21 protein-coding genes are annotated in these 25,714 nt (G+C 46.1%); 11 read left to right on the top strand and 10 right to left on the bottom strand.

The features are described 5' to 3' along the window. Positions 1–55: 55 nt before the first annotated feature. Entirely contained in the window at positions 56–427 is a 372-nt protein-coding gene (locus KFE26_RS06985) for a hypothetical protein (protein ID WP_105249843.1), read from the bottom strand. A gap of 237 nt (positions 428–664) precedes the next feature. Then, positions 665–1,321 carry a peptidylprolyl isomerase gene (gene slyD, locus KFE26_RS06990; RefSeq protein WP_028760797.1) on the bottom strand — a complete coding sequence of 219 codons (657 nt, stop codon included), beginning with the start codon at positions 1,319–1,321 and terminating at the stop codon, positions 665–667. 639 nt (positions 1,322–1,960) lie between these two features. On the opposite strand from slyD, the gene thrA reads away from it, so the two are divergent. The 6 genes from thrA to KFE26_RS07015 all read left to right on the top strand — a co-directional run bounded on the left by thrA (position 1,961) and on the right by KFE26_RS07015 (position 12,089). Next, positions 1,961–4,429, top strand: a complete 2,469-nt coding sequence (thrA, locus tag KFE26_RS06995) for a bifunctional aspartate kinase/homoserine dehydrogenase I (RefSeq protein WP_168823401.1) — start codon at positions 1,961–1,963, stop codon at positions 4,427–4,429. After that, on the top strand, positions 4,426–5,388 hold the full coding sequence (gene thrB / locus KFE26_RS07000) for a homoserine kinase (RefSeq protein WP_212599996.1): 963 nt from the start codon (positions 4,426–4,428) through the stop codon (positions 5,386–5,388). The genes thrA and thrB overlap by 4 nt, the downstream gene beginning before the upstream one ends. A 70-nt stretch (positions 5,389–5,458) precedes the next feature. Beyond that, positions 5,459–6,742, top strand: coding sequence for a threonine synthase (thrC, locus tag KFE26_RS07005; protein ID WP_212599997.1), 1,284 nt, complete (start codon positions 5,459–5,461; stop codon positions 6,740–6,742). Positions 6,743–7,026: 284 nt separating this feature from the next. Continuing rightward, entirely contained in the window at positions 7,027–7,320 is a 294-nt protein-coding gene (locus KFE26_RS23980; RefSeq protein ID WP_028760793.1) for a hypothetical protein, read from the top strand. Between the two features lie 280 nt (positions 7,321–7,600). Next, complete coding sequence (locus KFE26_RS07010; protein ID WP_212599998.1) at positions 7,601–8,458, top strand: ABC transporter substrate-binding protein; 858 nt, start codon at positions 7,601–7,603, stop codon at positions 8,456–8,458. A gap of 346 nt (positions 8,459–8,804) precedes the next feature. Next, positions 8,805–12,089, top strand: coding sequence for a S41 family peptidase (locus KFE26_RS07015; protein ID WP_212599999.1), 3,285 nt, complete (start codon positions 8,805–8,807; stop codon positions 12,087–12,089). Between the two features lie 106 nt (positions 12,090–12,195). Here the strand turns inward: KFE26_RS07015 and KFE26_RS07020 are convergent, their stop codons facing one another. The 5 genes from KFE26_RS07020 to KFE26_RS07040 all read right to left on the bottom strand — a co-directional run bounded on the left by KFE26_RS07020 (position 12,196) and on the right by KFE26_RS07040 (position 15,779). Continuing rightward, entirely contained in the window at positions 12,196–12,636 is a 441-nt protein-coding gene (locus KFE26_RS07020; RefSeq protein ID WP_212600000.1) for a hypothetical protein, read from the bottom strand. 224 nt (positions 12,637–12,860) lie between these two features. Beyond that, on the bottom strand, positions 12,861–13,298 hold the full coding sequence (locus KFE26_RS07025; protein ID WP_131523019.1) for an OsmC family protein: 438 nt from the start codon (positions 13,296–13,298) through the stop codon (positions 12,861–12,863). Between the two features lie 87 nt (positions 13,299–13,385). Beyond that, positions 13,386–13,736 (bottom strand): DUF3325 domain-containing protein, encoded by a 351-nt coding sequence (locus tag KFE26_RS07030; RefSeq protein ID WP_113940646.1) that lies wholly within the window; start codon positions 13,734–13,736, stop codon positions 13,386–13,388. Beyond that, positions 13,733–15,403 carry a PepSY-associated TM helix domain-containing protein gene (locus KFE26_RS07035; protein ID WP_105249834.1) on the bottom strand — a complete coding sequence of 557 codons (1,671 nt, stop codon included), beginning with the start codon at positions 15,401–15,403 and terminating at the stop codon, positions 13,733–13,735. The genes KFE26_RS07030 and KFE26_RS07035 overlap by 4 nt, the downstream gene beginning before the upstream one ends. Before the next feature lies 1 nt (position 15,404). Continuing rightward, positions 15,405–15,779 (bottom strand): DUF3649 domain-containing protein, encoded by a 375-nt coding sequence (locus KFE26_RS07040; RefSeq protein WP_212600001.1) that lies wholly within the window; start codon positions 15,777–15,779, stop codon positions 15,405–15,407. A gap of 428 nt (positions 15,780–16,207) precedes the next feature. On the opposite strand from KFE26_RS07040, the gene KFE26_RS07045 reads away from it, so the two are divergent. Together KFE26_RS07045 and hpf are read left to right on the top strand one after the other, a co-directional pair. Continuing rightward, positions 16,208–17,776, top strand: a complete 1,569-nt coding sequence (locus tag KFE26_RS07045) for a methyl-accepting chemotaxis protein (RefSeq protein ID WP_105249832.1) — start codon at positions 16,208–16,210, stop codon at positions 17,774–17,776. Positions 17,777–18,024: 248 nt separating this feature from the next. Further along, positions 18,025–18,381, top strand: a complete 357-nt coding sequence (hpf, locus tag KFE26_RS07050) for a ribosome hibernation-promoting factor, HPF/YfiA family (protein ID WP_028760784.1) — start codon at positions 18,025–18,027, stop codon at positions 18,379–18,381. Between the two features lie 93 nt (positions 18,382–18,474). On the opposite strand, the gene KFE26_RS07055 is transcribed toward hpf, so the two are convergent. Together KFE26_RS07055 and KFE26_RS07060 are read right to left on the bottom strand one after the other, a co-directional pair. Next, a complete protein-coding gene (locus KFE26_RS07055) occupies positions 18,475–19,125 on the bottom strand; it encodes a response regulator transcription factor (RefSeq protein WP_173246072.1) in 651 nt (216 codons plus the stop codon). A gap of 30 nt (positions 19,126–19,155) precedes the next feature. Beyond that, entirely contained in the window at positions 19,156–20,319 is a 1,164-nt protein-coding gene (locus KFE26_RS07060) for a histidine kinase (RefSeq protein ID WP_212600002.1), read from the bottom strand. 183 nt (positions 20,320–20,502) lie between these two features. Between KFE26_RS07060 and KFE26_RS07065 the strand changes: the two genes are divergently transcribed. Both KFE26_RS07065 and KFE26_RS07070 read left to right on the top strand, forming a co-directional pair. Continuing rightward, the gene (locus KFE26_RS07065) at positions 20,503–20,997 is read left to right on the top strand and encodes a DUF2141 domain-containing protein (protein ID WP_028760781.1); all 495 of its coding nucleotides are present in this window, start codon (positions 20,503–20,505) and stop codon (positions 20,995–20,997) included. 15 nt (positions 20,998–21,012) lie between these two features. Next, positions 21,013–22,677 (top strand): carotenoid oxygenase family protein, encoded by a 1,665-nt coding sequence (locus KFE26_RS07070; protein WP_212600003.1) that lies wholly within the window; start codon positions 21,013–21,015, stop codon positions 22,675–22,677. A gap of 65 nt (positions 22,678–22,742) precedes the next feature. Here KFE26_RS07070 and KFE26_RS07075 read toward each other — a convergent pair whose 3' ends face one another. Next, a complete protein-coding gene (locus KFE26_RS07075; RefSeq protein ID WP_212600004.1) occupies positions 22,743–23,465 on the bottom strand; it encodes a YebC/PmpR family DNA-binding transcriptional regulator in 723 nt (240 codons plus the stop codon). Between the two features lie 435 nt (positions 23,466–23,900). On the opposite strand from KFE26_RS07075, the gene KFE26_RS07080 reads away from it, so the two are divergent. Next, a complete protein-coding gene (locus tag KFE26_RS07080; RefSeq protein WP_212600005.1) occupies positions 23,901–25,469 on the top strand; it encodes a methyl-accepting chemotaxis protein in 1,569 nt (522 codons plus the stop codon). Positions 25,470–25,714: the final 245 nt, after the last annotated feature.

A 25,714-nucleotide genomic window follows, 5' to 3' on the forward strand; every position in this document is an offset into this window, starting at 1 on the left:
GTTCACCTGGATACAACTCTTGTGATGCTCTTATTGTGGTGAATAGAACTAAGTCTTAAGGCGTGATGGGAAGCTTATGACGACGATAGAGGGAACGACGAACCAGAATGTATAAGCCGTAGCTGAGTAAACAGATAGCCAGAATTGGGTAAAGATCCTTGGGAAGGAATTTAAAGATAGCCAGCGCCGCTAAGAGATAGATAAAAGGTAGAAAGTTATAAATTATCTCGGGAAGATAACCCGATTTACGCCGCTTAGCCGAGTCTGTTCGACGGTTTTGAGAACGCATAACGTAGATCCTCGCACCTAATACAAATACCACAGTTGCCGCTATCAAGGCATAGCTGATGTCGAGTGCAATAAAACTCGAACTACCGAGCGCCATGTAGCCAAAAGGCAAAATTTCGTAAAGTGGTTTGGTTAACATAAGCACTCCGTCGCTTAACTTAGGTTGATATCAATATCTAATTGAAAATATTTATATAAAATTTGAATACTTCAATTTACCAGTCAGTTATTTATCTATTACGAATATTATAAACGCTTGTGTATAAAAAATGCACGACCTTAAATTAAGGGCGTGCATCTTAAAAGGTTAAACCATGGCAGTTTAATCACTTACGGATAAACAACTTCTCGTTTAACTTCTGGTATCAGGCTTTGTTTAGCCGCGGCAACCACAGCCGCCATTACCGTCACAACCTGTTTTAGGTGTGTCACAGGCTTCGTGCTCTTCATGGTGGTGTCCATGATCGTGGTCTGAACCACCACAACATCCGCCCGCTTCTTGTTTGCCTGAACCGCCACAGCATCCACCGCCGTGGTCGTGATCATGTCCATGGCTTCCACAACCACCTTGGGCATGAATGTGGCCATGAGCGATTTCTTCGGCTGAGGCTTCACGAACGTCAACGATTTCGACGCTGAAATTGAGCGATTGGCCCGCTAAAGGATGGTTGCCATCGACGATAACCACATCGTCTTTCACTTCCATGACTTGAACTGGGCGCTGACCCATTTCAGTTTCAGCGATGAAGCGCATACCTGGGACGATATCTTCGATATCACCAAAGGCTTCTAATGGCACTGCTTGACGTAGGCCATCGTGATAAGGGCCATAGGCTTCTTCGGCACTAATAGTGACATCGAGTTTTTCGCCTTTGCTTTTACCATCTAATGCGGCTTCTAAACCTGGGATCAGGTTTTCAGTGCCGTGTAGATATAGCATAGGTTCAGAGTCGAAAGAGTCTTCTAATAGTCTGCCTTCTTGATCTGATAAACGGTAATGAATGGTTACCGCGCTGTGTTGAGTGATCTTCATATCGCCTCCAATTCGTAATGTGCGCGCATAATAACGTGCTTTTTTAGTGCTGGCGATAATTTGAAGTGGCTTATGTTAGATATCGCACAGGTTTTTTTAGGCAAATTTGTCGGTGCTTTACGGTAGAAAGGATGAGTAATGTGTTTTTTGCTCGTTAGCCTGTCAATTTAGCCTGAGTGATGAGGTAGAACAAATAACGCATTATTTAAAAGTGCACTATAAATAATTAGATGGAAAACAAGTGATTATCTAATGGTTTCGTGCCGTGTTACGTTGACGTCAACAGTTATCTATTGCGTAAATCGCATTTTTACCCCTAGAAAACTTCATATTAACGAATCTTGATACAGTATTTTATCGAGCGTTAATATTTGCCTATAAATAATCCATTTTAGGGGTTGACAAGCGCGGGTAAAAAAAGCAATTCTGTTTATCAAGAAATTAACATGGATTAGCCCAAACACATGCATAGCCTAGGTTTCGTAGTAACTACCATTATTACAACCACCACTACAACAACAGTGGGGGCGGGCTGATACACCCTAAAGAATTTTAACGATGAGCCCGCTTCCCACAAAGAAGCGGGCTTTTTTGTTTCTAGCTCTTATTTCTAAGTCGGGCGCGGTACAGGAGAACAAGATGAAAGTAATGAAATTTGGTGGTACCTCGCTTGCAAATTGGCAGCGATTCTCGATGGCGGCGGATATCGTTGCTAAGTCATCTAAGCTTGAACCCATAGCGACTGTGCTATCGGCCCCGGCGACTGTGACAAATGCGTTACTAGAAATGGTTGATGTAGCCGTTAAAGGTGAAGATTATTCGTCTGTGCTGCAGCATGTTGAGCGGGTATTTACCTCGCTATACCAAGATGCTGTTACTTCAATGTTGTCGAGTGAGCAGAGTGAACAGCTCTTTTCTGGACTTAATGCGCAGTTGGTGATTTGGCAGGATAGATTACGTGGCATTAGCTTACTGCAAGAGTGTCCCGATGGCATACGTGCTGAAATCGTGGTGGCAGGTGAGCGTTTATCTGCAGCCTTGATGGAACAAGTGATGCTATCTAAGGGGATCACGTCTGCTCAACTCGATCCTCGCGCCTTGTTTCTGGGTCGTGGTCGGCCGTTAGAATCCGTGGTCGATATCGCTGTGAGTAAGCCAAGGTTTCGTGCGTTGGCATTAGGTGAAAAGCGCGTATGGGTAATGCCGGGATTCACCGCCGCCGATGAACAGGGCAAAGTGGTGACGTTAGGCCGTAATGGTTCTGACTATTCTGCTGCCGTGCTCGCCGCCTGTTTAGATGCTTCGAGCTGTGAAATCTGGACCGATGTTGACGGTGTTTATAATACCGATCCCCGTGTGGTTGCCGATGCTAAGCTGTTATCACAACTCAGCTATCAAGAGGCGATGGAACTCTCCTATTTTGGCGCTAAGGTGCTGCATCCTAAGACGATTGCGCCTATCGCCCAGTTCCATATTCCCTGTTATATCAAAAACAGTTTTAACCCCGATGCGCCCGGCACTCTGGTATCAAACCAAGCCGATGAAACCGGCTTGCAGGTTAAAGCTATCTCCAATTTAGATAACCAGACCATGTTCGATATATCAGGCCCAGGCATGAAAGGCATGGTTGGCATGGCGAGCCGTACTCTCGCGGCGATTTCCCGCAGCGGCGTGTCAGTCTCTTTAATCACCCAAAGCTCCTCTGAATACAGTATTAGCTTCTGTGTGGCGACGTCTGACTCGGCCAAAGTGAAATGGGCCTTAGAGCAAGAGTTTGAATTAGAAATAAAAAGTGACTTGCTTGAACCTATTGCTATGCGTCATGAGCTCGCTATCGTTTCTTTGATTGGTGATGGCATGCGCACCCACAAAGGCGTGGCAGCGCGTTTCTTCCAAGCGTTAGCGCAGGCGAGCGTGAACATTATCGCCATCGCCCAAGGTTCGTCCGAGCGCTCGATTTCGACTGTGATCGAGCAGCGTAAGACTAAGCATGCGGTGGCGGCTTGTCATCAAGGCTTTTTCGATGTGCAGCAGTATTTAGATGTGTTTTTAGTGGGTTGCGGCAATGTAGGGGCAGGCCTGCTCGAGCAGATAAAACAACAGTCTGCCATGCTCAAAGAGCAGCACATCAGTATCCGTGTTTGCGGCATAGTGAATTCGAACAAGATGTTACTCGACAGCGCAGGCATCGATTTAAGCAACTGGTCTAGCTTGCTTGCCGATAGTCAGCAAACCTGCGATATCCCAGCGTTACTCGCATGGGCAAAAGAGCAACAATTGCTTAATCCAGTGCTGGTGGATTGCACTTCGAGCGAGCAAGTATCGGATCTGTATTTGGATGTGATGAACTCAGGTTTACATGTGGTCACGCCGAACAAAAAGTCGAACACTCGCGATTATGCTTATTATCAAGCACTGCGCCAAACGGCATTAAAACAGCGTCGCCAATTTTTATACGAAACCACAGTCGGTGCGGGGTTACCTGTGATCGATAACCTGAAAAAACTGTTATTTGCGGGTGATAAACTGCATAAGTTTAACGGTATTTTATCGGGCTCTTTATCCTTTATCTTCGGCATGCTCGATGAAGGCATGACACTTTCTGAAGCGACAGGTCTTGCGCGGGAAAAGTGTTTTACTGAGCCCGATCCCCGTGATGATTTGAGTGGTATGGATGTGGCGCGTAAAGTGCTCATTCTTGCCCGTGAAGTGGGACTAAAGTTAGAGCTCAGTGACGTGCAGGTTGAATCTGTATTGCCAGCCGAGTTTGATGATTCAGGTGATGTTGAAAGCTTTATGGCACGATTACCGCAAGTTGATGCCGCAATTGCCGCAAAAGTGGCGCAGGCCAAAGCCCAAGGTAAAGTGCTGCGTTATGTTGGGCAAATTGAGGATGGTGTGTGCCGTGTGCGTATCGCCGAAGTGGATGCACTGGATCCGCTTTATAGCGTTAAAGGCGGTGAAAATGCCTTAGCGTTCTATAGCCGCTATTATCAGCCCATTCCCTTTGTGCTACGCGGCTATGGCGCAGGGACTGAAGTGACCGCTGCTGGTGCCTTTGCCGATGTATTAAGAACCTTGAATTGGACTCGTGAGGTGAGTGTATGAGTTTGACCGTTTACGCTCCAGCCTCTATGGGTAACGTAGGAGTCGGATTTGATTTACTTGGTGCAGCATTAGCGCCGATTGATGGTAGTTTACTGGGCGATAGAGTGACTATCGCCGCAGCAGCGTCGGGTGTGAGTCTGATACAGACCGGCGCTTGGGCCCATAAACTGCCTGATAATCCGCAAGACAATATTGTGTACCAATGTGCCGAATTCTTCTTAACAGCCATGAGTAAGGAGTTTTTAACTGCGCAGGGTAAAGCAGATGAAGGTGTGGCACTCACACTGGAAAAGAACCTGCCCGTCGGCAGTGGTTTAGGGTCGAGTGCAAGCTCAGTCGTGGCGGCGTTATATGCCTTGAATGAACATTTTGACAGACCCTATAACGAGCAAGCACTGCTGGAACTGATGGGTGAGTTTGAAGGGAAGATCAGCGGTAGTGTGCACTATGACAACGTTGCCCCCTGTTATTTGGGCGGCATGCAATTGATGCTCAATGTGCCGGGCACTGTCTGTGAAGCGATACCCAGCTTTAAAGAATGGTATTGGGTTGTGGCCTATCCAGGGATTTCACTCTCAACGGCAATGATGCGCAAACTCATGCCTGATCAATATGATAAAAGTGTCACTATCGATTTTGGCCGTTATTTAAGCGCCTTTGTGCATGCGTCGTACCAGCAGAATGCCAAGCTTGCGATCAGCGTATTAAAGGATGTGTTAGCCGAGCCCTATCGCGCCGCCGCGATCCCGGGTTACGACAAGGCCAGAGCCGCTTTAGCCGATTTAGGCATGTTGACTACGGGGATTTCGGGCAGCGGCCCAACGCTGTTTTCAATAACCGATGATTTAGCCACGGCAAATACCGCTAAAGCTTGGTTAGAACAGCATTATCTCACCGAGGAGGGTGGCTTTGCCCACGTGTGTCGCCTCGATGAGCAAGGCACGCGTAGAGTCGATTAATAGTTAATTTAGCTACGACTAAGTACCCCAAATTAGCATTTAAGGTTTAGCATCAAAAGGTTGAGTGAGCATGGAACTATATAATTTAAAACACCCTTCGCAGAAAGTGAACTTTAAAGAAGCGGTACAACTGGGGTTAGGTAAAGACAGAGGTTTGTTCTTTCCTAGTCAAATACCCGTACTAGACGATATTGAAGGATTGCTGGCGTTGCCATTCGTTGAGCGCAGTAAAAAAGTACTCGGTGCATGGCTTGCCTCTGAACTAGGGCAAGATGCGGTTGATGAACTGGTTGAGCGTGCCTTTAACTTCGATTTACCTTTGGTTGCCGTCGATGAGCAGCGTGCCTGCCTCGAATTATTCCACGGTCCAACACTGGCGTTTAAAGATTTTGGGGCGCGTTTTATGGCGCAATGCGTCAATGCCTTTGTCGGCGACACACGCTTAACCATTCTGACTGCTACTTCGGGTGACACTGGCGCCGCGGTTGCCGATGCTTTTTATGGGCTTGAGAAAGTCAATGTGGTGGTGCTCTATCCTAAGGGCAAGATCAGTGAACTACAGGAAAAGATGTTCACGACTTTGGGCAAGAATATCCATACAGTTGCCGTCTCGTCCGATTTCGATGCCTGCCAAGATCTGGTTAAGCGCGCCTTTGATGATCCCGAAGTCCGCGATGGGTTGAGCTTAAACTCGGCAAATTCTATCAACATCAGCCGCTTACTCGCGCAAATTTGCTATTACTTTGAAGCGGTTGCCCAGTCTAAACAACGCCATGAAGCCGATCCTGTGATTTCAGTGCCAAGTGGTAACTTTGGCAACCTCACCGCAGGTTTATTCGCTAAAGCGATGGGATTACCAGTTAAACGCTTTATTGCCGCGACCAATGCCAACGATACAGTGCCGCGTTATTTAGACAATGGCCAATGGCAGCCCAATCCGACTCAAGCGACTATGTCCAATGCCATGGATGTGAGTGAACCCAGTAACTGGCCGCGTGTGGAAGCCATTTGTGAGAAATTAGGCTGGCCACTGAGTAGCTTAGTGGGTATTCGCTTATCGGAGGAACAAACGTCACAGGCATTAGCCGAGTTACACGCTCAAGGTTATGTGTCTGAGCCCCACGCGGCGATTGCGGCTAAGGCCTTATCTTTAACCTTAGTGCCCGATGAAGTGGGCATATTTTTGGGGACTGCCCATCCCGCTAAATTTAAGGATGTTGTGGATAGAGAGTTAACGCTTAACTTACCCTTGCCGCCTGAGCTTGAAGCTGTTGCGAGTAAGCCCATCTTATCCGCGGAATTAGCGGCAGATTTTGCTGCATTAAAAGTACATTTATTCAAAATATTAGCTTAAGGGCTTTAGCCCTACTGATGTCTGCCTAGCAGTGGAATAACATGGCGTAAAAGTAGGAAGGGAGCTTGGCTCCCTTTTTTTACAAGTGTGAGTTTTATGGTGAGGAATTGATGAGCTTGTGTTACCAGTGAACATAAAACAACCCTTAGTTAACTACATGATATTTAATTAATATTTGTAACTTTCTGTATTATCCTTGGTTTCTTATATGTGACATTGTTCACAATTTTATCGATTGCAATTAGTTATGTTCACCCGCGTGTTTAATCTGTGGGTTAATTGATTTGTCTAAATTTTTTCTGTTAAGTACATGTTTTTGCGTTTTAATATCTGGATGTGCGACCAAGCAGCATGAACTATATCGTCGCATTAACGTGGCCTACGATTTTGAAGTTACCCACTGCGATAGTTTTGCTTTAGTCACTGGGGTGAGCCGCCATGAAAACCGGCTTGATGAAGCTAAAGAGTCCGCCACGGCTCAGGGTGAGGAATTGGGGGGGACACACATAGTTTGGTTACAAGTCGATATGGGGGATCCCACTAAAGTTGTTGCTATTATTTATAAGTGTCTAATTTAAATCTATAAAGTTTTATTTTATCTCCTGCGTTCAGGCTTAGCCTTTATCGCAGCATAGTGAGTCGTTTAGATCTCACTCTTGGCTGTTGTGCTTTTTTGTTATTATTCCTCGCCCTTTTTTAGGCTAATTACTGTGATCTCGCCGGTGTTTATGGCGCGCTATCTAAGTGACAACTACGCTTACTGAGGTAGAACTCCCTCGCGGAAGTCTGACGCTGAATCGTTATACTTCATCTTAATCAAGAGAGGATCATCAACTTAAGAGGCAAGTAACTTAGCCTATGCCATGGTTTAAATACGTTCCTGTCTTATTTATGCTTTTTTTAGTCTTGCCCGCTGTAAGTGCGTCGCAGGTCAATAGCCCTTTACCTTGTAAGAACACGATTAAAGTCGGTTACAACGATTGGCCTCCCTATGCTTGGCAAGATCCTCAAGGAGAAGCCCAAGGCTTAGATGTGGATCTGATGCGGGCATTTGCAGTGTATCTTGGTTGTGAAGTTCATTTTATTAATGTGCCCGCTAAGCGCTCGCATCAGATGTTGCGAGCAGGGCAGTTAGATGTGTTGATGGGAGCGACTACGACGGATGAACGTCAAAACTATGCTCTTTTTTCAACCTATTACCGGGATGAAGAGCTGCGCTTATTTGTACTCGATGAGCAAAAAGATCAGATTAATATCGATAAATGGGAGGACATTTTTACCCAAAAATTGCGTCTACTTGTCCCTTCTAGCGGTTGGTATGGTGCAGATTATCAAGAATCTCAATATCGATTAGAGCAGGAGCACTTGTTAGTATTAAGTCCAGACTCAGATAAGTCTGTGCAAATGCTTATCTACGGTAGAGGAGATATGATAGTCGGAGATACCTTAGCTATGCCCTATATCGCCAGCCAGCATCAACGCATCAAGCTAGTGCCACTTAAGTTAGTGTTAGATCAAAACCATATTCATTTAATGTTCAGCAAAGCGAGTATGACGCCAAGCCAGTTAGAGCAGTTTAATCATGCTATTAAGGCCTTGATGGATAACGGTGAAATTGCACGAGTGATCAATAAATGGCAACAAATGACACTGGCGAAACAGTCTAATATGAGCCGCCTAAACAGTCCGCTAAAGACGCTGTATGTCAGCCCTTAACATTAGCCCTTCACGTTAGCCACTCATGTCCGACTCTGGTATATTTTTATCCTAGTGCAATATGGTAACGCTATGATCTTTGATGTTTTCCTCTAATGAATCCTGTCTTTTATTCAGTTGTTCCTCCGCGATTTAAGATGTGACACATTTGCTAAAACTTCTCTGACTCGAAGTTACTGAACTCTCTATCAAATTCTGCTAGCTTGTTGGGCTCAATTGTCATGCTTTGGACTTGATTGTGGTTTTTTACAAAAGCCCATGGCAAGAATTTCTTCGCTAAATCTGCTAGCAAAATCTCGTAGTAAAGAGTCTATTGCTAAAAATAACAATAGGATAGAGGTCATACATGAAACTTCGCCATTCTGTCGCCTGCTGCATGCTTGCCCTTGGCACATTAACAGCGTTCCAAACCATCGCTGCCGATGCGGTGAGCAATCAAGGGTATTACCGTGCGCCAGCGTTGCACGATCAAACCTTAGTCTTTACTGCAGAAGGGGATTTATGGACTCAGACCTTAGGTCAAAAAGCGGCGACTCGCTTAACGAGTTTACCTGCGGAAGAGCTAGGGGCGACTATTTCGGCCGACGGTAAGTGGGTTGCTTATGTTGCCAACTATGAAGGCGCGAGCGAAGTGTATGTGATCCCCATTACGGGCGGTGTGGCTAAACGGGTGAGTTTTGAGAATAGCCGTGTACGAGTTCAGGGCTGGACTGCCAAAGGCGAGATTTTATATTCTACCGACACGGGCTTTGGTCCTGCTAATAATTGGATACTGCGCAGCGTCGATCCTCAAACCCTCACCACCACAGATTTACCCTTAGCCGATGCAGTTGAAGGTGTGATTGATGATCGCAACGAATACGTGTACTTCACCCGCTTTGGTCTGCAAGTGACTGGCGATAATGCCAAAGTGTACCGTGGCGGCGCAAAAGGTGAATTATGGCGCTTTAAACTCGGCAGTAAAACCGAAGCACAGTTGCTTAGCGGCCAACACGACGGCTCAGTGCGCCAACCTATGCTATGGCAGGACAGACTCTATTTTATCAGCGACAGCGATGGCAACGACAACCTCTGGTCGATGGCGCTCGATGGTTCAGATGCAAAACAGTTGACTCAATTTAAAGATTGGCAAGTCCGCGGTGCGCGGATGGACCAAGGCAAAGTGGTATTCCAGTTAGGTGCGGATATCCATGTGTTTGATATTGCGGCCGCTAAAGACTCGTTACTCAATATTGAACTCATTTCCGATTTTGCCGAGCGCCGCGAGCATTGGGTAAAAGATCCTATGGATTACGCTTCTTCAACTAATTTGGCCCCCGCTGGCGATAAAGTAGTGATCACCGCCCGCAGCCACGTGGCGATCGCGGGTATTGATGGCTCGCGTTTAGTTCAAGTTGCACTGCCGGGAACTTATCGCGTAAGGGAAGCTGTGTTGAGCCAAGATGGCAAGTCGGTTTATGCGATTAGCGACATGACAGGTCAGCAGGAAATTTGGCAATTCCCTGCTGATGGCAGCAGTGGCGCTAAACAATTAACCAAAGACAGTCATACTTTAAGAATGAGTCTTAATTTGTCCAGTGACGGTCGATTTATCGCCCATGACGATAACGATGGTAACGTTTGGCTGCTCGACTTAAAGAAAAATACCAATCAAAAAATCATCACTAACGGCGAGGGACTTGGGCCTTACGCCGATATCCGCTGGTCCGGTGACAGCCGTTTTATTGCATTCACTAAGTCGGAAATCGGTAAACAACGTCCGCAAATCGTTCTGTATTCTGTGGATGAAAATAAGGCCGAGACGCTCACCAGCGACAAATACGAGTCCTATTCGCCAACCTTTAGCAGTGACGGCCAGTGGCTATATTTCCTGTCAAACCGCCAATTCAGCGCAACACCAAGTTCACCTTGGGGCGATAGAAACATGGGCCCTGTGTTTGATAAACGCAGCCAAATTTTTGCCATCGCACTGGTCAAAAATGCCAAATTCCCCTTTAGTAAACCCAATGAACTCGAATCTAATCAAGTTGAAAAAACCGATGCTAAGGATAAACCGAATCCAGTAAAAATCGATTGGGCAGGGATCTCTCAGCGTTTATGGCAAGTGCCTGTCGATTCAGGAAATTACAGTAAGCTGCGCGTCGTCGATGATAGACTTTATTTGTTAGATCAAGCTATTGGCGACGATGTCGCACCTAATTTAATGACCATCAAATTTGACCGATTAAGCCCCAAAGCCGAGGTTTTTGCCGAGGACATTGGCCAATATGAGGTTTCTGCCGATGGTAAAAAGCTGATGCTACGTAAGCACAGTAATGAAAAATCACTCCTGATTGTTGATGGCGGTGATAAATTAGGCGATACGGATAATGCCAAAGTGCAAACGGAACAATGGCAGCTAGCGATTTCTCCGCAGCTTGAATGGCAGCAAATGTTTGAAGATGCGTGGTTGATGCACCGAGAATCTTTCTTCGACAAGAAGATGCGCGGCCTCGATTGGCAAGCCACTAAGGCTAAGTATCAGCCTTTGCTCGACCGCCTGACCGATCGTAACGAACTGAATGACATCTTCATGCAAATGATGGGCGAGTTAGATTCTTTGCACTCACAGGTGCGCGGTGGTGATTTACCTCAAGATCCCGATGCGGCTAAAGCGGCAAGCCTTGGCGCGCGCCTACAACAAACTGCAGATGGCGTTAAAATCGCGCACATTTACAGTAACGATCCTGAGTTACCGGCTAATGCTTCACCGTTAAATCGTATCGAAGTCGATGCTAAAGAAGGCGATATGCTGTTGGCTATTAATGGCACGCCAGTGGTGAATGTGGCCGACGTCACGCGTCTTCTGCGCAATCAACAGGATAAGCAAGTATTACTACAGCTTAAGCGTGGTAGCCAAACCCATAAAACCATCGTCATGCCCGTTAGCGCTGTGGTGGACAGTCAATTACGTTACTTAGATTGGGTGAGCCATAACGCGGCTGTGGTCGAGGATGCAAGTCAGGGCAAGATGGGTTATTTGCACTTATATGCCATGGGCGGTGGTGATATTGAAAGTTTCGCCCGTGAGTTTTATGCCAACTACGATAAAGAGGGTTTGATTATCGATGTTCGCCGTAACCGCGGTGGCAATATTGACAGTTGGATTATCGAGAAGTTACTACGCCGCGCTTGGGCGTTTTGGCAACCGACCCACGGCACGCCAAACACCAATATGCAACAAACCTTCCGCGGTCATTTAGTGGTGTTAACCGATGAACTGACCTATTCCGACGGCGAAACCTTCTCCGCAGGGATTAAAGCACTCGGTATTGCGCCCTTAATTGGTAAGCAAACGGCAGGGGCGGGTGTGTGGTTATCTGGGCGAAATGCGTTGACCGATAAAGGGATGGCGCGGGTGGCCGAGTATCCACAGTATGCAATGGATGGCCGCTGGGTGCTTGAAGGCCATGGCGTAACGCCGGATATTGAAGTTGATAACTTACCTTTCGCTACCTTTAATGGCAAAGATGCGCAGCTTGAAACTGCAATAAGTTATTTGAAGGATGAGTTGGTTAAACAGCCAATCCCAGCCTTAAAAGTGCAACCTTTGCCTGTAAAAGGTATGGCACAGGATATTAAAGCTAAGTAATTGATATTTAAATTCAGTATTTAACCGAAATTTAAGGTATCTCGGCTAGCATGTCCGCGTACAAAGTTAGGGTGTTGTCTCTTGGTTCCCGAGACAACACCCATTTTTATGCCCATTCATTAATACTTCTATTCCCATTTTTACTTGTTTCCGCATAGGTTTGCATAGTGTTCACTTGCTGTTGTTGGGCAAGGTGATTAACTGTCATTGCTCTCGCGTCTTCGTTATGGCTTAGATAATAGGCCGTTGGCGCTGAAATTCCTTGGCTCGTTCCTGTCGCTAAATTGGTCATGTCGGCGATCACTTGATACTTCATCTTCGCGTGTTTCAATTCGACTAAGGTTTCTATGTTGTCCCTCAGTGCTGGCATTTCTGCTGGTTTTTGCGCATTTGCCGCCAATTGTTTTGCATCGCTAGAAAGCGTTACTGTATCAGTTGATGCTGGTGCGCTGGTTTGAACTGGATTTTTAACCTGTGCAAATTCAGCATTAGAGACATTTTTTTGTGGGCTGACAGACGGGGAATTTCGCAGTGGTTGAATGTGCATCTTTTAACTCCAACAGATGATACCAAGCTAAGATTGGCTTCTATCGTACTGTTTAAAAGCTGGACCTGAGCTGAATAATGGTGAAAATTTAGACTCTGTGGATGGTTAGGTGGCGCGGATAATTCGGTGATAGCAATGATTCGGACAGGTATTGAGTTACGGTGCGGCAATAAAAAAGCCCGCTTAGGAAAACCATCAGCGGGCCATAAAGATCTACTCAAATCCTAAAACTTGATTTGAATATCTGTTGCTAAACTATTAGCGATAAAGCAATTTGCATGTGCTTTCTCGTGAATTTTCTCAAGGGTTTCTTGGCTGACTTCGACCCCTTCAGCGAAAATGACCTTAGGATTGAGCACCATCTTTGTCACGGCCAACTTGCCCGCATCGTTTTTACCCAGCTCTGCAGTGGCATTATCCACATAGGAGGTTACAGGTAAGCGCTTAAGATGCGCAATTGCTAGAAAGGTCAACATATGGCATGAGGATAATGCAGCCAACAGGCTTTCCTCTGGATTGACATTTTGCCCATTGCCTTTGTATTCCGGTGCCGACGAGGCTTGAATCGTCTGGCCGCTGCCAAAGGTAATACTGTGGTCTCGACAAAATTCGCCTTCTTCGGCGGGCGAGGTTTGCCAGTTAACCGTTAAGTTAAAGCCCATTATTTTCTCCTATCTGAAGGACATCAGGGCACTATAGCCTAGCGGTGCTCACTTAGCCATGATCGCCATGCCAGTGTTAGCTGGACATTAGATCCCAGCACTCAGTAATAGAGTGCCAGTGAGCACGCTGCCAGTGACGATTCCTATCGGTAAATGGCGCGGGCTGTAGCTTAACGTTAGGATGACCAGCATTGCCGCGAGGGAAATTATTCCCATAAACAAAATGCTCCCGTAGGCCCAGCCCTGATCGCTCGCGCAGGCACTTAAGCTAAATGCTAGTAGTAACCAAGCAAACAAGGTTAGCAAACGACTTTGCCATTGTGCTGGTGGACGATTGAACACATCCTTGAAGTGACCAAATTTAGCTAAGGCAAACAGGGCGAGGGAAAGATAACTCAAACCTAAGATCCCAAGTAGGGGAATAAATTCTGGCATCATGATTTGGCTTCCTCCAATGAAGATGACGAACTAAGGTCGCTGGCAAGGGATGTTTGGGATTCGCTTCTACGTGCATTTTTTGCTTTTGCTGGGCGTTTAGTGGGGGCCTTAGCAATCAAAGTCACTCTTTTACTGGCAAATAGCATAGCGCCACCAAGTAGCACTGCGAGCACGTCAAATCCGACTAAAGCCCATTGATGGGATTGGATATTGTCGATGATATTGCTTGGTGATGTGAAGGCATTGAGCACGGGCAGCGCACAGCACAAAGTCCCTGTGAGTCGTAATGCGGTTTGCCACTGGCGACGTGAACGACCCAAGAAAGCCCAAACTCCCATTGCCGCTAACGCGATAAAGAAACTGTGAACTTCCCATTCAGAGCGGCTTGCAAAACTTGTCGATAAGAGACGATTGGCGTAAAAGAAGGCTACAGTGCCTAAGGGTAATCCTAAGATAAACATGAAGTTTAACCCTTCAACTAAACGTAATCCAAAGCTTGGTTTCTCGCCTTTATCGATCAATTTTTGCTGTTTTTGACGTAGACGAATGGCCCACATCAAAGTGCCTGTCGCGATCATAGCGCAGCCTAATAAACCGCAGAAAAAGAATAAAAATCTTAGCAGCGGGGCGGCAAAACGTGCCGTGTGCAGCGACATCATAGTATCGTAAGTCGCGGATGCTCCTGAGGCCTCGTGCGGGCTGGCATATTTAAGCTCACCATTTACCCCGTTGAATATCAAAATATTGGCTTCATCGGTCACATCTTTACCTGTGTTTTGGTAAAAGGTCACTTGGCTATTTTGATCTTTAGGGTATGACACTATCACTTGCTTAATTGGCGCATCGCCCCATGCGGCTTTCACTTGAGGTAGTAATTGGCTCAGTTGCACCTGTGGCGCACTAATCCCCGCGGCTTTCTCGGTTTGTCTGGCGGGATTAAGTTCTTTTAAAAAAGTTTGGTTATCACCCGAATAGGCGGTATTAACCGTCCATGGGATATAGATAAGCATTAGGGTAATAAGCCCTGTATAAGTGATCATCAAATGGTAGGGCAGGGCGATGACAGAGCTCACATTGTGCGCGTCTAGCCAAGAGCGAGCGCCTTTATCCCGTCTAAAACTGAACAAATCTTTGAAGATCCGTTTGTGGATCACTATGCCACTGATAAGGGCGATCAGCATAAACATAGTGCAAACGCCGACGATATAGCGGGCTGTAATAGCAGACATATAGTGCAAGTCAAAGTGCAGACGATAGAAGAAATCACCGCCGCGACTCTCACGCACTTCTGAGATCATGCCGCTGCCATCTGCTAAGGCTACATGTTCTTCAGTCTTGCCACGACGCTGACCTTTTTCTGGTGGCAGTTGCCAGCTAACGCTTTGAAAGGGGGTTCGTTCAGTTGGAAAACCTATCATCCAGCGCTGCGCTGTTGCCGGCGAATGCGCTTCTATGTAACTTTGACCTTTATCTAATTGGTTTTCGAGGGTATCGGCTCGGTAGTCTTGATAAACCCCTTTGTGTAATTCGGGTTCATTCCAAAGGCTGATCTCATGGCGAAAATAGCTCAAGCTACCGGCAAAAAAGATCAACAATAATACCCAACATACGAGCAAGCCTGCCCAGGTATGTAGCCAAGATAAAGTTCTAAAAAATGTCTCTTTCATCTTATTGCCCACATACTTTGATCAATCCAAAACATAACAAACTCACTAAGCCTAAATCTCGCCATGCATGCCAGGTTTTACGCACACAAAAGGCATAAATAATAGCGATGGCATAAAACAGGAAAGCTAACATATTGGCTGTTATCGTGCTTTCAAAGCGCGGCATAGGTAGCACTAATGTCAGCAGGCAAGCCAAGGTTGCTGCCGCAACATAACCCGCCACTAGAGCGGCACTCGCACGGGCAAAGACTTTGAAGGCAAACTGCGATTGCTCTTGTTTAAACCATTGCACAATTCCCCGCGAAATCAGCGAGAACGAGCGCATTTGAGTTGTAGAAGATTGCGTTGAGGTTTCAAACGCGGGTGTATTAGACATAAGTGCCACTTCTCATTTCGAGCCAATATGGGTCTGTTATGGCTATCCGTTACTGTTGATTCTGCAAAGTGTGCTTGAGCTTTTTGGCTTAACGACAAATGCATTTCTATAGCAGTAGATAGCTAACCGCGAGAAGTATAACTTAGTTAATTCAAATGATAAACGATATCATTTAGATTCGAATGTGAATTTGTGATCTTAAGCTGATCTGCTTTAGCGAGTGTAGGGTGACGAGTTTAACGTATGTAGCGTAACGAGCGCCCTGTCACAATTGTTTGTTTTTATTTGTTGATATGTGTTTAGTGGTTACTGCTTGTTTAGCGTTAGGTTAATTTTTATGCTGCCAATGTGAGCTTTATCAATTTTGATAGACGACGGTTTTGGCAGAATGCGTTATCTTTTTTACCGAGACCTAGCCTGATAACCCTATGCATAAAAATTCTACAAATGGTGAAACACACCTGTCAGATAATGCGATTTTACTATCAACGACGGATCTGAAGGGAAATATTAAATATGTGAATCAGACCTTTTCGCAGATCAGTGGGTTTAGTGTTGCTGAGTTGCAAGGGAATCCACATAACATAGTGCGCCATCAAGATATGCCTGCGGCTGCATTTAAGATCCTCTGGGAGCGAATTAAGCAGGGCAAGCCTTGGATGGGGATAGTTAAAAATCGCACCAAAACGGGCGGCTATTATTGGGTGAATGCCTATGTCGCGCCTGTGTATGAAGATGGTAAAGTTCATGAGTATCAATCTGTTCGTCGCCAAGCTACCCCTGAGCAGATTAAAGCCGCTGAGAGTATTTACAGTGATATTAATCAAGGCAAGCAACCTAAAGTATTGCGTAAAGATAGGTTAGGTTTCAGTGGCAAAATACTGCTGGCCATGTTGGTTTCGATTACGGCTACGGCGATGATTGCCAGTTATTCCCCCATAGTTGCCGCGATGGTAGGGATGAGTCTCGCGTGCCTAGCATGGTATTACCTGATGCAGCCGCTGCAAAAGCTTGTGTCTATGGCAACCAACATTATTGACGATCCCGTCGCTACGGGCGTGTACACCGGCCGCCAAGATGAGATCGGTAAATTAGACCTCGCCCTACGTTTTTTGATCACTGAAATTGGTGGCGTTGTTGGCCGTATGGCTGATTCTGCCAGTGAGATCCAAGCACAAAGTGTCAGCCTTAAACAAACCATTACAAACACTTGGGAGCATGCCGATAGTCAGAGTGAACAAACCACGCAAGCTGCGACTGCGATGGAGCAGATGAGTGCCAGTTTTGCTGAAGTAACGGGAAACATTCATCGCACTGCCTCGGAAATGGTGTCGAGCCATGAGGCGGCTCAACGCGGGCATTCTCGTTTAGAAACGGTTATTGATGCGATACATCAGTTAAGTGTACAAGTGAGCCACTTTTCCGATGTTGTACAAGCTATTGAACAAGATAGCAGTGCGATTCACCAAGTGCTCGAAGTCATACGTGCCATTGCCGACCAAACTAACTTATTAGCCTTAAATGCGGCAATTGAAGCGGCACGGGCAGGGGAGAGTGGTCGTGGTTTTGCCGTGGTGGCCGATGAGGTCAGGCAGTTATCGAGCCGTACTAGCCAATCCACCTCGCAAATCGAGTTAATTGTTAGCCGTTTTAGGGAAAGCACTCAAAGGGCGACCTCGACCATGATGGCAGGGCAGGAACAGGTAAAACGTTCGGTAAGCTTAGCGCAAGATGCGAGTGTGGCTTTTGGCGAGTTGCTTTCATCTATTTCGCGAATTAATTCTTTGAGTGATGATAATGCGGCGGCGATGACGCAGCAGACTTCGGTGGCCGCAGAAATTAGCCGAGCTATCCATGTGATCAGCGACTTGGCTCAGCAGAGTTTAGAGCAGACGCTCGATGCGGCGGCGCGGGGTGATCAAGTGTCGCGTTTATCGACCAAGACGCATCATTTGTCCCAACAGTTTTGGCAGCAGAGTGTGCAACGTAAATATTAAGCGTATTTACCTTATGTCGTATTGCATTTTGTGATTGATTTATTATTAATGCCTGTTTATAAATCAATCACTTAATCATGTTTTTCTCGCTGTTTTATTTTTGACTTCTTGATGGAGGTCACATTTAGGAGATGCTAATACCTGAGTTGACCGAAATATTTGCCAATAACCCTTGTGTTTTATCCTGCATGCCCCAAGCTCTATTAGTGAAGCAAAAATAAAAGTAATGACACTAAAAGGGACAACCTATGAAAATAAATATTTCTGGTCACCACGTCGATGTTACTGATTCTATTAGAGAAGATGTTAACGAAAAATTTGCAAAAATCGCCACCCATTTCCCCTCTCTGATCGCACTGGACATTATTATTGCGAAAGAGCATGGCGAGTATCAGGTTGAGCTTCGTACGAATTATGAAGGAAGCCGTATTTCTGCTTCAGGTACCGATGAGGTTATGTACCCAGCAATCAAAGCAGCATCGAAAAAATTAGATGCAGCACTTAAGCACCGTAAAGGTCAGTTAAAAGCGGATTTGCATGAAACCCCGAGCTGTACAACGCCAGCTATTGCCCATGAAATTATCCAAGAGATGGATCTTCGTTAGGTTTTAGCTATAACTCATCGCTTTAGATGAGCACAAAAAGGGCCTTAAATGGCCCTTTTTGTTGGCAATCGGGTTTGGTTTAATGCTAATGGGTTAAATCAATGCCAGTTGTAATCCCTTGAGCACAGCTTGGGTACGGTCTCGGCAATCGAGTTTAGTGAGTATGTTAGAGACATGATTCTTCACTGTGCCCTCGGCTAAAAATACCGCATTGGCGATTTCCTTGTTGGAGAAGCCGCCCGCCATAAAACTGAGAATTTCCCGCTCCCGTTCCGACAATAATTCATTTCTAGTTACCCCAACGCTAGGTGCAGGTTTAGGCTCACTCATCTGTTTGAGTACCGAAGGCTCTATCAAGTAGCCGCCTTTGGCGACGGTTTCGATGGCGTGCAGTAACTTGTCGAGTGACACGTCCTTGAGCAAAAAGCCGTTGGCTCCCGCCTGTAAACTATTGAGGAATAACTCACTGTCGTCGAAGGTGGTTAACATGATGACAGGTAAGCGATTGGCACTTTGCCGTATCTGTTTGAGCATGGCGATACCATCAAGATTTGGCATACGGATATCACTGAGCAGCACATCGACGGGATTGCTGGCAAGCTTTTTGAGTGCATCTTGACCGTCTTCGGCTTGCCATAACACGCGAATGTTGTCGGAAATAGCGAGCAGGCTAGCGATCCCTTGGCGAACCAATTGCTGATCTTCCACTAAACCGACACTGATGATGTTGTTTTGCATATCCATAGCTATTCCAAAGATTTTTTTAATAAAAAGTTAAGCGAGTGCTGGGAGTGTGAGGGTGAGTTGGCAACCGGACGCCGAGTCATTTGCCCTTAACTCCAAGGTGCCATTAAAGGGTTGTAGCCTTTCCTGCATGCCGCCGAGCCCAGTACCGAACTGTCCAGTGCCGCTTTTAGCTGATGCGTTTCGCGCAGCTCCCCGTGTTAGCCCAACGCCGTTGTCGCTCAGTTGTAATACCAGTGCGCTTTGGGAGTCTTCCATGCTCAGTTGCAGTTGATTCGCCTTGCCGTGACGTACGGCGTTGCTGATGCCTTCTTGCAGCACTAACAGTAGTGCCTGAGTCAGTTCGGCTGATTGCAGTGGCTTCATCCCTTTGCAGTGAAGAGTCACGCTGGGTAAGCGGGTCATCAGTGCCTCTAAAGGTGGGACTAAATCCAATCCCACTTGCACTCTTTGAGCCCTGACGACGGCGCGAATACTTTCAAGTAGCTGTTTAGCTAAGGATTTACTTTGATTGACTTGAGGTTTGAGCTCCTCGGGCGCTGTATGGCTTAGTACTTCCAATTGCAGGGAAAGCGCTGTGAGTTGGTGGCCGAGAATGTCGTGCAAATCGCGTGATATCCTTAATCTTTCTTGCTGTTCGCTGGCTTGGCTCAGCAGCGCGCGAGTGGCAATAAGCTGTTGGTTTAGCTGTTCTTGTATCAAACGTGATTTACGTTCAGAAAGCCTTGCTTGGCTACTGCTGTAGGCAAAGAATTGAAAACCAAGATAAATCAAAATATTGAACACATTGCTTTGTTCATGCAATTGCCATTGCTGCAGTAGGTAATAAACAACATTGACCAACACTAGCTGTGAAATGGCTTGGCGACGACTAAAAAACTCAGGCAACAGTGACGCCCAAATGACGAAGAGGATAGGCAGTAATGCGTTGTTTGCTGTGAGCATTAAGCTCATCACGGTCAACGGCATCACTAGCGTGGTTATGCGGCGAAGTTGAATATTATTATGCGCAACTTTATCGGTAGCTATCAGTATAAATTGCACTAAATACAGCCCATAAAGTGTTACATTGAGCATGCCTTGCCATGTATGTAATGCGGCTTGGTTTATCCCAACCCAAGCGACTAATGCCCAAGTGAGCACTCCAGCGGCAATCAACATGTTTTCTTCTTTCGCTAATCGATTTTCTAGCACGAATGTCTATTCCTTAATCCAATTCTGCCGACCATTCTAGGGTATCACCGCCAGATGTCACTATGCCAAAAGTCATGTTGTTATCATTTTGTTTCATGACTTTTGGCACCTGTTTTTCGTCTTGTGATTTTTTAAGCTAACTCCATCGCAGTTACTTATGAGCGCAAATAACAGGAGTAAGACATGAAACACGTGAACTCGGCTATGACAAAAACACAGTTTTCCCAAGCTAATAAGACGAAAAGGGCGTTATCAGCGATTTGGGGCGCAGGCTTAGCTTGCTTGCTCTTGTCTGCAGCGAGCATTTCCACGGGGATTCAGGCACATACCTTGACTGTCGATATCGATAATATTCAAGTACAAACCGGCGCCTTGATGGTTGAGCTTTATGCCAATGCCGAGGATTACGCTGCAGGCCATAATCCTAGCGCTTCTATGATAAAACCCGTCACTAAGACAGAGCATAGGCTGGTATTTAGCGATCTCGCCGATGGCCAATACGCGGTAAAGGTCTTTCATGATGAAAACAACAATCACAGTTTAGATACCAATATGTTAGGTGTGCCGAGTGAAGGCTATGGCTTTAGCAATAACGCTGGCAGTTTTGGACCTGCGAGCTTTAAAGACGCCAGCTTTAGTTTGCAGGCCGATGCGCAAATCACCATACACATTCGCTAAGAGGGGGGCTGCACCATGGATAGACGTCAATTTCTAGCAGGCTCAGCCGTCCTAATGACGACCGCTGTTTGGGCCAGTTCAGTGGATAAGTTATTGGCGCTGGATAGCGCACAAAAGGTCGCACGTGAGCCTTGGGCGATTGGATTTAGTGGTGCTGAAGGCGACTATCCGCCACTCACTATGCAGGTTTCGGGTGAGTGGCCAGCGCAGTTGAGTGGGAATCTATATCGTAATGGGCCAGCGAAAATGTCTCGGGCAGGTAAGGCATATCAGCATTGGTTCGATGGCGATGGCATGGTGCAACAGTTTAGTGTGAGCAATGGGCAAATTCAGCATCAGGCTAAGTTTATCCAAACAAAGAAGTTTAAAGTGGAAGAGGCCGCTGGCGCGTTTAAGTACACGACCGCAGGCACAGTGATCCCCAATGCTTTACCTATTCGAAATAACGATGACTTGAATGTGGCCAATACCAGTTTATTGCCGCGCTACGGCGAGTTGCTCGCTTTATGGGAGGCGGGTTCACCCTATCGACTTGATGCCCAGACCTTAACCACGCTTGGCGTGAAAAGCTTTGGTGACAAGTTTAAGGGCTTGCCCTTTTCTGCTCACCCGCTCGATGACGGACAAGGTGGACTATGGAATTTTGGTGTCTGGTATGTCGGTGGTGAGAAGCAATTACTTGTGTATCAAGTGGCGCCCGATGACAGCATAGCCAGAATGGAAGTGATTGAATTACCACAGGCGAGTTACTTACATGCCTTCGCGCAGAGTGAGAATAAGCTGGTGTTTTACATTTCATCCTGCGTGTATGAAGAGGGCGAAACTTATATTGATGCTTTTAAATGGCGCCCCGAATTGCCATCGCAATTACTGGTTATCGACAAAGCCGACTTTAAAGCGCGCCAGTTACACCCGCTGCCTGCGGGATTTGTGTTTCACTTTGGTCAAGCCATTGAGAAGAATGACGAACTTTCTGTGCAGCTTTGCCTCTACCCCAATTCAGCTATTTTAACCCAAGGGATGAAGGGGTTACTGACGGGGGAGCGTAAAACTAAGACACCCCATGCAGAGTTAGTGACTATCACAGTACCGCTCACAGTACCACTCACAGCAGCTAGCAAAGCGCAGTTTGCAGAGACCTTGTCTTCCTCTGCACGTATTAACCGCAGCGGCGTGATGATGGAGTTTCCCCAGTTTTCGCAGTACATTATGGGTAAAAAACAAACTAGCGGTGAAAAAACGTTTGCAGAGAAAACAGGCGGGGCTTCGGCGTTTGCTCCGTTATTTGGCGTTGGAGCAAGATCAGATTCAGCTGTTAACTCTGGCTCCAGCTCTAACTTTAAATATGAAGCAGAAGCCGAATCTGAATCAGGGCTAAGTAACACTCTGTATTGTATTCATAATGCAAAAGACAGCAGCAAGCACAGTGCGGATACACTTGGCGACGCGAGCTATAGCGCGTTTTATCTTGGCAAAGGCAAAATTGCCGAAGAGCCGCTCTATATCCCCGCCACTGAGCAGCACGAAGCCTATTTACTGATGACTTGGCTCGATTACCATAATGCACAGTCTGGTTTGTCTTTGTTTCGTGCAAGTGATATCAGTGCGGGCCCCATCGCTTCAGCTCAAATGAACAGGGTATTGCCACTAGGGTTTCATGGCTGCTTTATTGAAGCTTAATATTTTGATCTATAAATAAAAAACGCAGCTCTTGGCTGCGTTTTTGTTTCAGGCGAAAGAAACGTTTATTCATCAATTTCCGCATTGTGATAGACGTTTTGTACGTCGTCACAATCTTCAAGTGCGGCAATAAACTTTTCAAACATAACGACATCTTCACCTTCAACTTTAGTCATGTCCTGCGGTACGAAGGTGATATTGTCAAATTCAAAGTTAACTTCTGGCATCGCTTCGGTCAGCGCAGTTTTGACTTTAAAGTACTCAGTGTGCGGCGCGTAAACTGTGATTAAGCCATCTTCCAGCTCAACATCGCTTACATCAACGTCAGCCATCATCAGCAGTTCTAAAATCGCATCTTCGTCATCACCCGCAAACACGAACACGGCTTGATGATCAAACATGTGGCCAACTGTACCTGGGCCGCCGAGTTTGGCATCGTTTTTCACGAAGGCTTGACGCACTTCGGTGAAGGTACGTTTTACGTTATCGGTTAAGCAGTCAACAATGACCATGCAGTTGCCAGGACCAAAACCTTCGTAACGGGCGGTATCGTAATCTTCACCACCGCCGCCTTTGGCTTTTTCAATTGCGCGTTCAATAACATGCGCAGGCACTTGGTCTTTCTTAGCGCGTTCAATTAAGCGACGCAGTGATAAGTTTCCATCGGGCTCAACGCCGCCTTGCTTAGCGACAACGTAAATCTCTTTACCGTAGCGTGAATAAATGCGGGTTTTTTGACCGGCTGTTTTCGCCATGGATTCTTTCTTGTTTTGATATGCTCTGCCCATCTTGATCTCGTTAGCTCAAAAAAATTGCGCCGATATTAGCAGTTTTCTTGGCATAAGTGCAGTCGTCCCTATGTGATTTATTACCGAGAAGGCGACGGGGCACGCATTTCAGGGCAAAGTTGGTTTTATCAAGGAAGATCCGCTTTTAGATAGGCTAGGACTATATCGCGATAGATTAATACTAATGTCTAATGCCATACGCTCGTGAGACTGTTGATGATAGCTAACTTCTACTTTGTTTATTTAGCGAGATAAATTATCTAGCTTATTCAGAGAAATAGACTAAAACTATAAATCTTGAGCGCTATCATAGTTAGCCCTCCCTCGTCAGTTGTAAGCAATAGCCGCTGTAATTGATACCAACTGAACGAAGGCTAATGATTCGACTCTTAGCATTTCCCTTTCATTTTTACCTTGCGCAGTTACGGGAAGTATATGGAAATACAGCACAAAATTTTAATTTTCATCAGTTTTACGCTGGTCACTCTGGGGAGTTTATTACTTGAGGGACTGCATCTTCCGAGTATTGTGCAGGCGGTGATCTTGGGCGTTCTTGCCTGTGGCTTAGTGGTGAGGGTGTGTTTGCGCGCATCTAAGGCTAAGCTCGACACCGATGAGGCAAACATTAAGGCATTACAAGAGCAAAGCATCCCCGCCCACGACATTAGTGTGCAAACCAGCAAAATTGCTATCGGTTCGGCTGAGGTGTCGCATTTTATTGATTTATTGAATAAATCAATAAAATCAAATGGCGAGCATGCCAGTGCCATTGCGGTTGCCGCGGGGCAATTGAGCCACACTACGGCCCAACTTGGCGATAATGCGGCAGATATTTTAGGCCAAGCTCAAGAGGCTGAGCGCGTTAGCGTGCAGGGACGAAGTCAAGCTCAGAAAGGTGTTGCGGCTATTCGTTCACTGAGTACGGATATTGATACCGCCGCTGAGCAAGTGCAGGCGCTTAAATCAAGAGCCGAAGAAATCCAAAAAATTACCGAGGTGATTAACTCCGTTGCCGAGCAAACGAATCTGCTGGCCTTAAATGCGGCTATCGAAGCGGCTCGTGCGGGGGAGCAGGGTCGAGGTTTTGCGGTAGTGGCTGACGAAGTACGCAGCCTTGCGGGGAAAACGGCGGGTGCAACCCAAGATATTGGCAAAATGCTATTAGAAATCCGCAGTGAAACGGATAAAACTTCTGGGCTGATGGAGCGAGTCGTGACGCAAACCGCCGATGTGGTCGCCGCCATGGGCGAGTTAGACGCGCACTTCACTGAGATTTCGGCTTCTGTGACTCAATCGGCCCATGCCTTAGGTGATATGGAAGATTCACTCAAACAATATAACAACACTACTAACGACATTAGCCGCTCGGTGACTCAAATACGTGACTCGTTAAATTCGACGGGTAAACAGAGTCATAGCGTATCCGAGCAGGCCTTTACTTTATCCTTGACCACTGAGGGTATTTTTAAAGCGCTGTCTAAATGGGATACACAAACCTTCGATCAGCAGGTTCTGCAATTGGCGAATGTTGCCGCTAAAGCGTGCGGTGACAAGTTAGCACAAGGTTTAGCCAGTGGCAGTTTTAGCGAGGCTGATTTGTTTAATCCTAAATACCAACCTATTACCAATACTCAGCCGCAGAAATACAGCACGGCTTTCGATCGTTATACCGATCAGCATTTTCCAACGATTCAAGAGCCCATTCTGGCAAAACACAGCGAAATTATTTATGCGGGAGCCGTTGATAGGAAAGGTTATTTTCCGACCCATAATAAACGCTTTAGCCAAGCACTGACAGGCAAAGTTGAGGTTGATATGGTGCACAATCGAACCAAACGCTTGTTTAATGATCCGACAGGGATCCGTTGCGGCGCCCATACTGAACCTGTGCTATTGCAAACTTATAAACGCGATACGGGCGAAGTGATGCACGACTTGTCGGTGCCCATTTTTGTAAACGGTAAACATTGGGGCGGATTTCGAGTGGGATTTAAAGCTAAGTAGATTACTGATAACTCAAATTTAGGTTATTTACTCTAAAAAATGCATAAAAACGCATCTTTATTTGTGTCTTATATGTGATCGATAGTGGGTAATTGATTAACATAATAGAAATAGATTGGCATCTTTTTGCCGAAGTGCTTAAATAGCCCAAGGTGTACAGTATAAGACAGTATTGTATCCAATAAAAAATCATAAAATTTGAATAAGACCTTAAGTAATTGATTTAAAATGTTTAAAATATCTTC

Origin of the sequence: Shewanella sp. M16 (assembly GCF_018224605.1) — a bacterium.
Taxonomy (GTDB): Bacteria; Pseudomonadota; Gammaproteobacteria; order Enterobacterales; family Shewanellaceae; genus Shewanella; species Shewanella oncorhynchi.

Coding starts and splice junctions, on each gene's coding strand:
- KFE26_RS06985 (WP_105249843.1), bottom strand. CDS start 427: ATGTTAACCAAACCACTTTACGAAATTTTGCCTTTTGGCTACATGGCG.
- slyD (WP_028760797.1), bottom strand. CDS start 1,321: ATGAAGATCACTCAACACAGCGCGGTAACCATTCATTACCGTTTATCA.
- thrA (WP_168823401.1), top strand. CDS start 1,961: ATGAAAGTAATGAAATTTGGTGGTACCTCGCTTGCAAATTGGCAGCGA.
- thrB (WP_212599996.1), top strand. CDS start 4,426: ATGAGTTTGACCGTTTACGCTCCAGCCTCTATGGGTAACGTAGGAGTC.
- thrC (WP_212599997.1), top strand. CDS start 5,459: ATGGAACTATATAATTTAAAACACCCTTCGCAGAAAGTGAACTTTAAA.
- KFE26_RS07010 (WP_212599998.1), top strand. CDS start 7,601: ATGCCATGGTTTAAATACGTTCCTGTCTTATTTATGCTTTTTTTAGTC.
- KFE26_RS07015 (WP_212599999.1), top strand. CDS start 8,805: ATGAAACTTCGCCATTCTGTCGCCTGCTGCATGCTTGCCCTTGGCACA.
- KFE26_RS07020 (WP_212600000.1), bottom strand. CDS start 12,636: ATGCACATTCAACCACTGCGAAATTCCCCGTCTGTCAGCCCACAAAAA.
- KFE26_RS07025 (WP_131523019.1), bottom strand. CDS start 13,298: ATGGGCTTTAACTTAACGGTTAACTGGCAAACCTCGCCCGCCGAAGAA.
- KFE26_RS07030 (WP_113940646.1), bottom strand. CDS start 13,736: ATGATGCCAGAATTTATTCCCCTACTTGGGATCTTAGGTTTGAGTTAT.
- KFE26_RS07035 (WP_105249834.1), bottom strand. CDS start 15,403: ATGAAAGAGACATTTTTTAGAACTTTATCTTGGCTACATACCTGGGCA.
- KFE26_RS07040 (WP_212600001.1), bottom strand. CDS start 15,779: ATGTCTAATACACCCGCGTTTGAAACCTCAACGCAATCTTCTACAACT.
- KFE26_RS07045 (WP_105249832.1), top strand. CDS start 16,208: ATGCATAAAAATTCTACAAATGGTGAAACACACCTGTCAGATAATGCG.
- hpf (WP_028760784.1), top strand. CDS start 18,025: ATGAAAATAAATATTTCTGGTCACCACGTCGATGTTACTGATTCTATT.
- KFE26_RS07055 (WP_173246072.1), bottom strand. CDS start 19,125: ATGGATATGCAAAACAACATCATCAGTGTCGGTTTAGTGGAAGATCAG.
- KFE26_RS07065 (WP_028760781.1), top strand. CDS start 20,503: ATGAAACACGTGAACTCGGCTATGACAAAAACACAGTTTTCCCAAGCT.
- KFE26_RS07070 (WP_212600003.1), top strand. CDS start 21,013: ATGGATAGACGTCAATTTCTAGCAGGCTCAGCCGTCCTAATGACGACC.
- KFE26_RS07075 (WP_212600004.1), bottom strand. CDS start 23,465: ATGGGCAGAGCATATCAAAACAAGAAAGAATCCATGGCGAAAACAGCC.
- KFE26_RS07080 (WP_212600005.1), top strand. CDS start 23,901: ATGGAAATACAGCACAAAATTTTAATTTTCATCAGTTTTACGCTGGTC.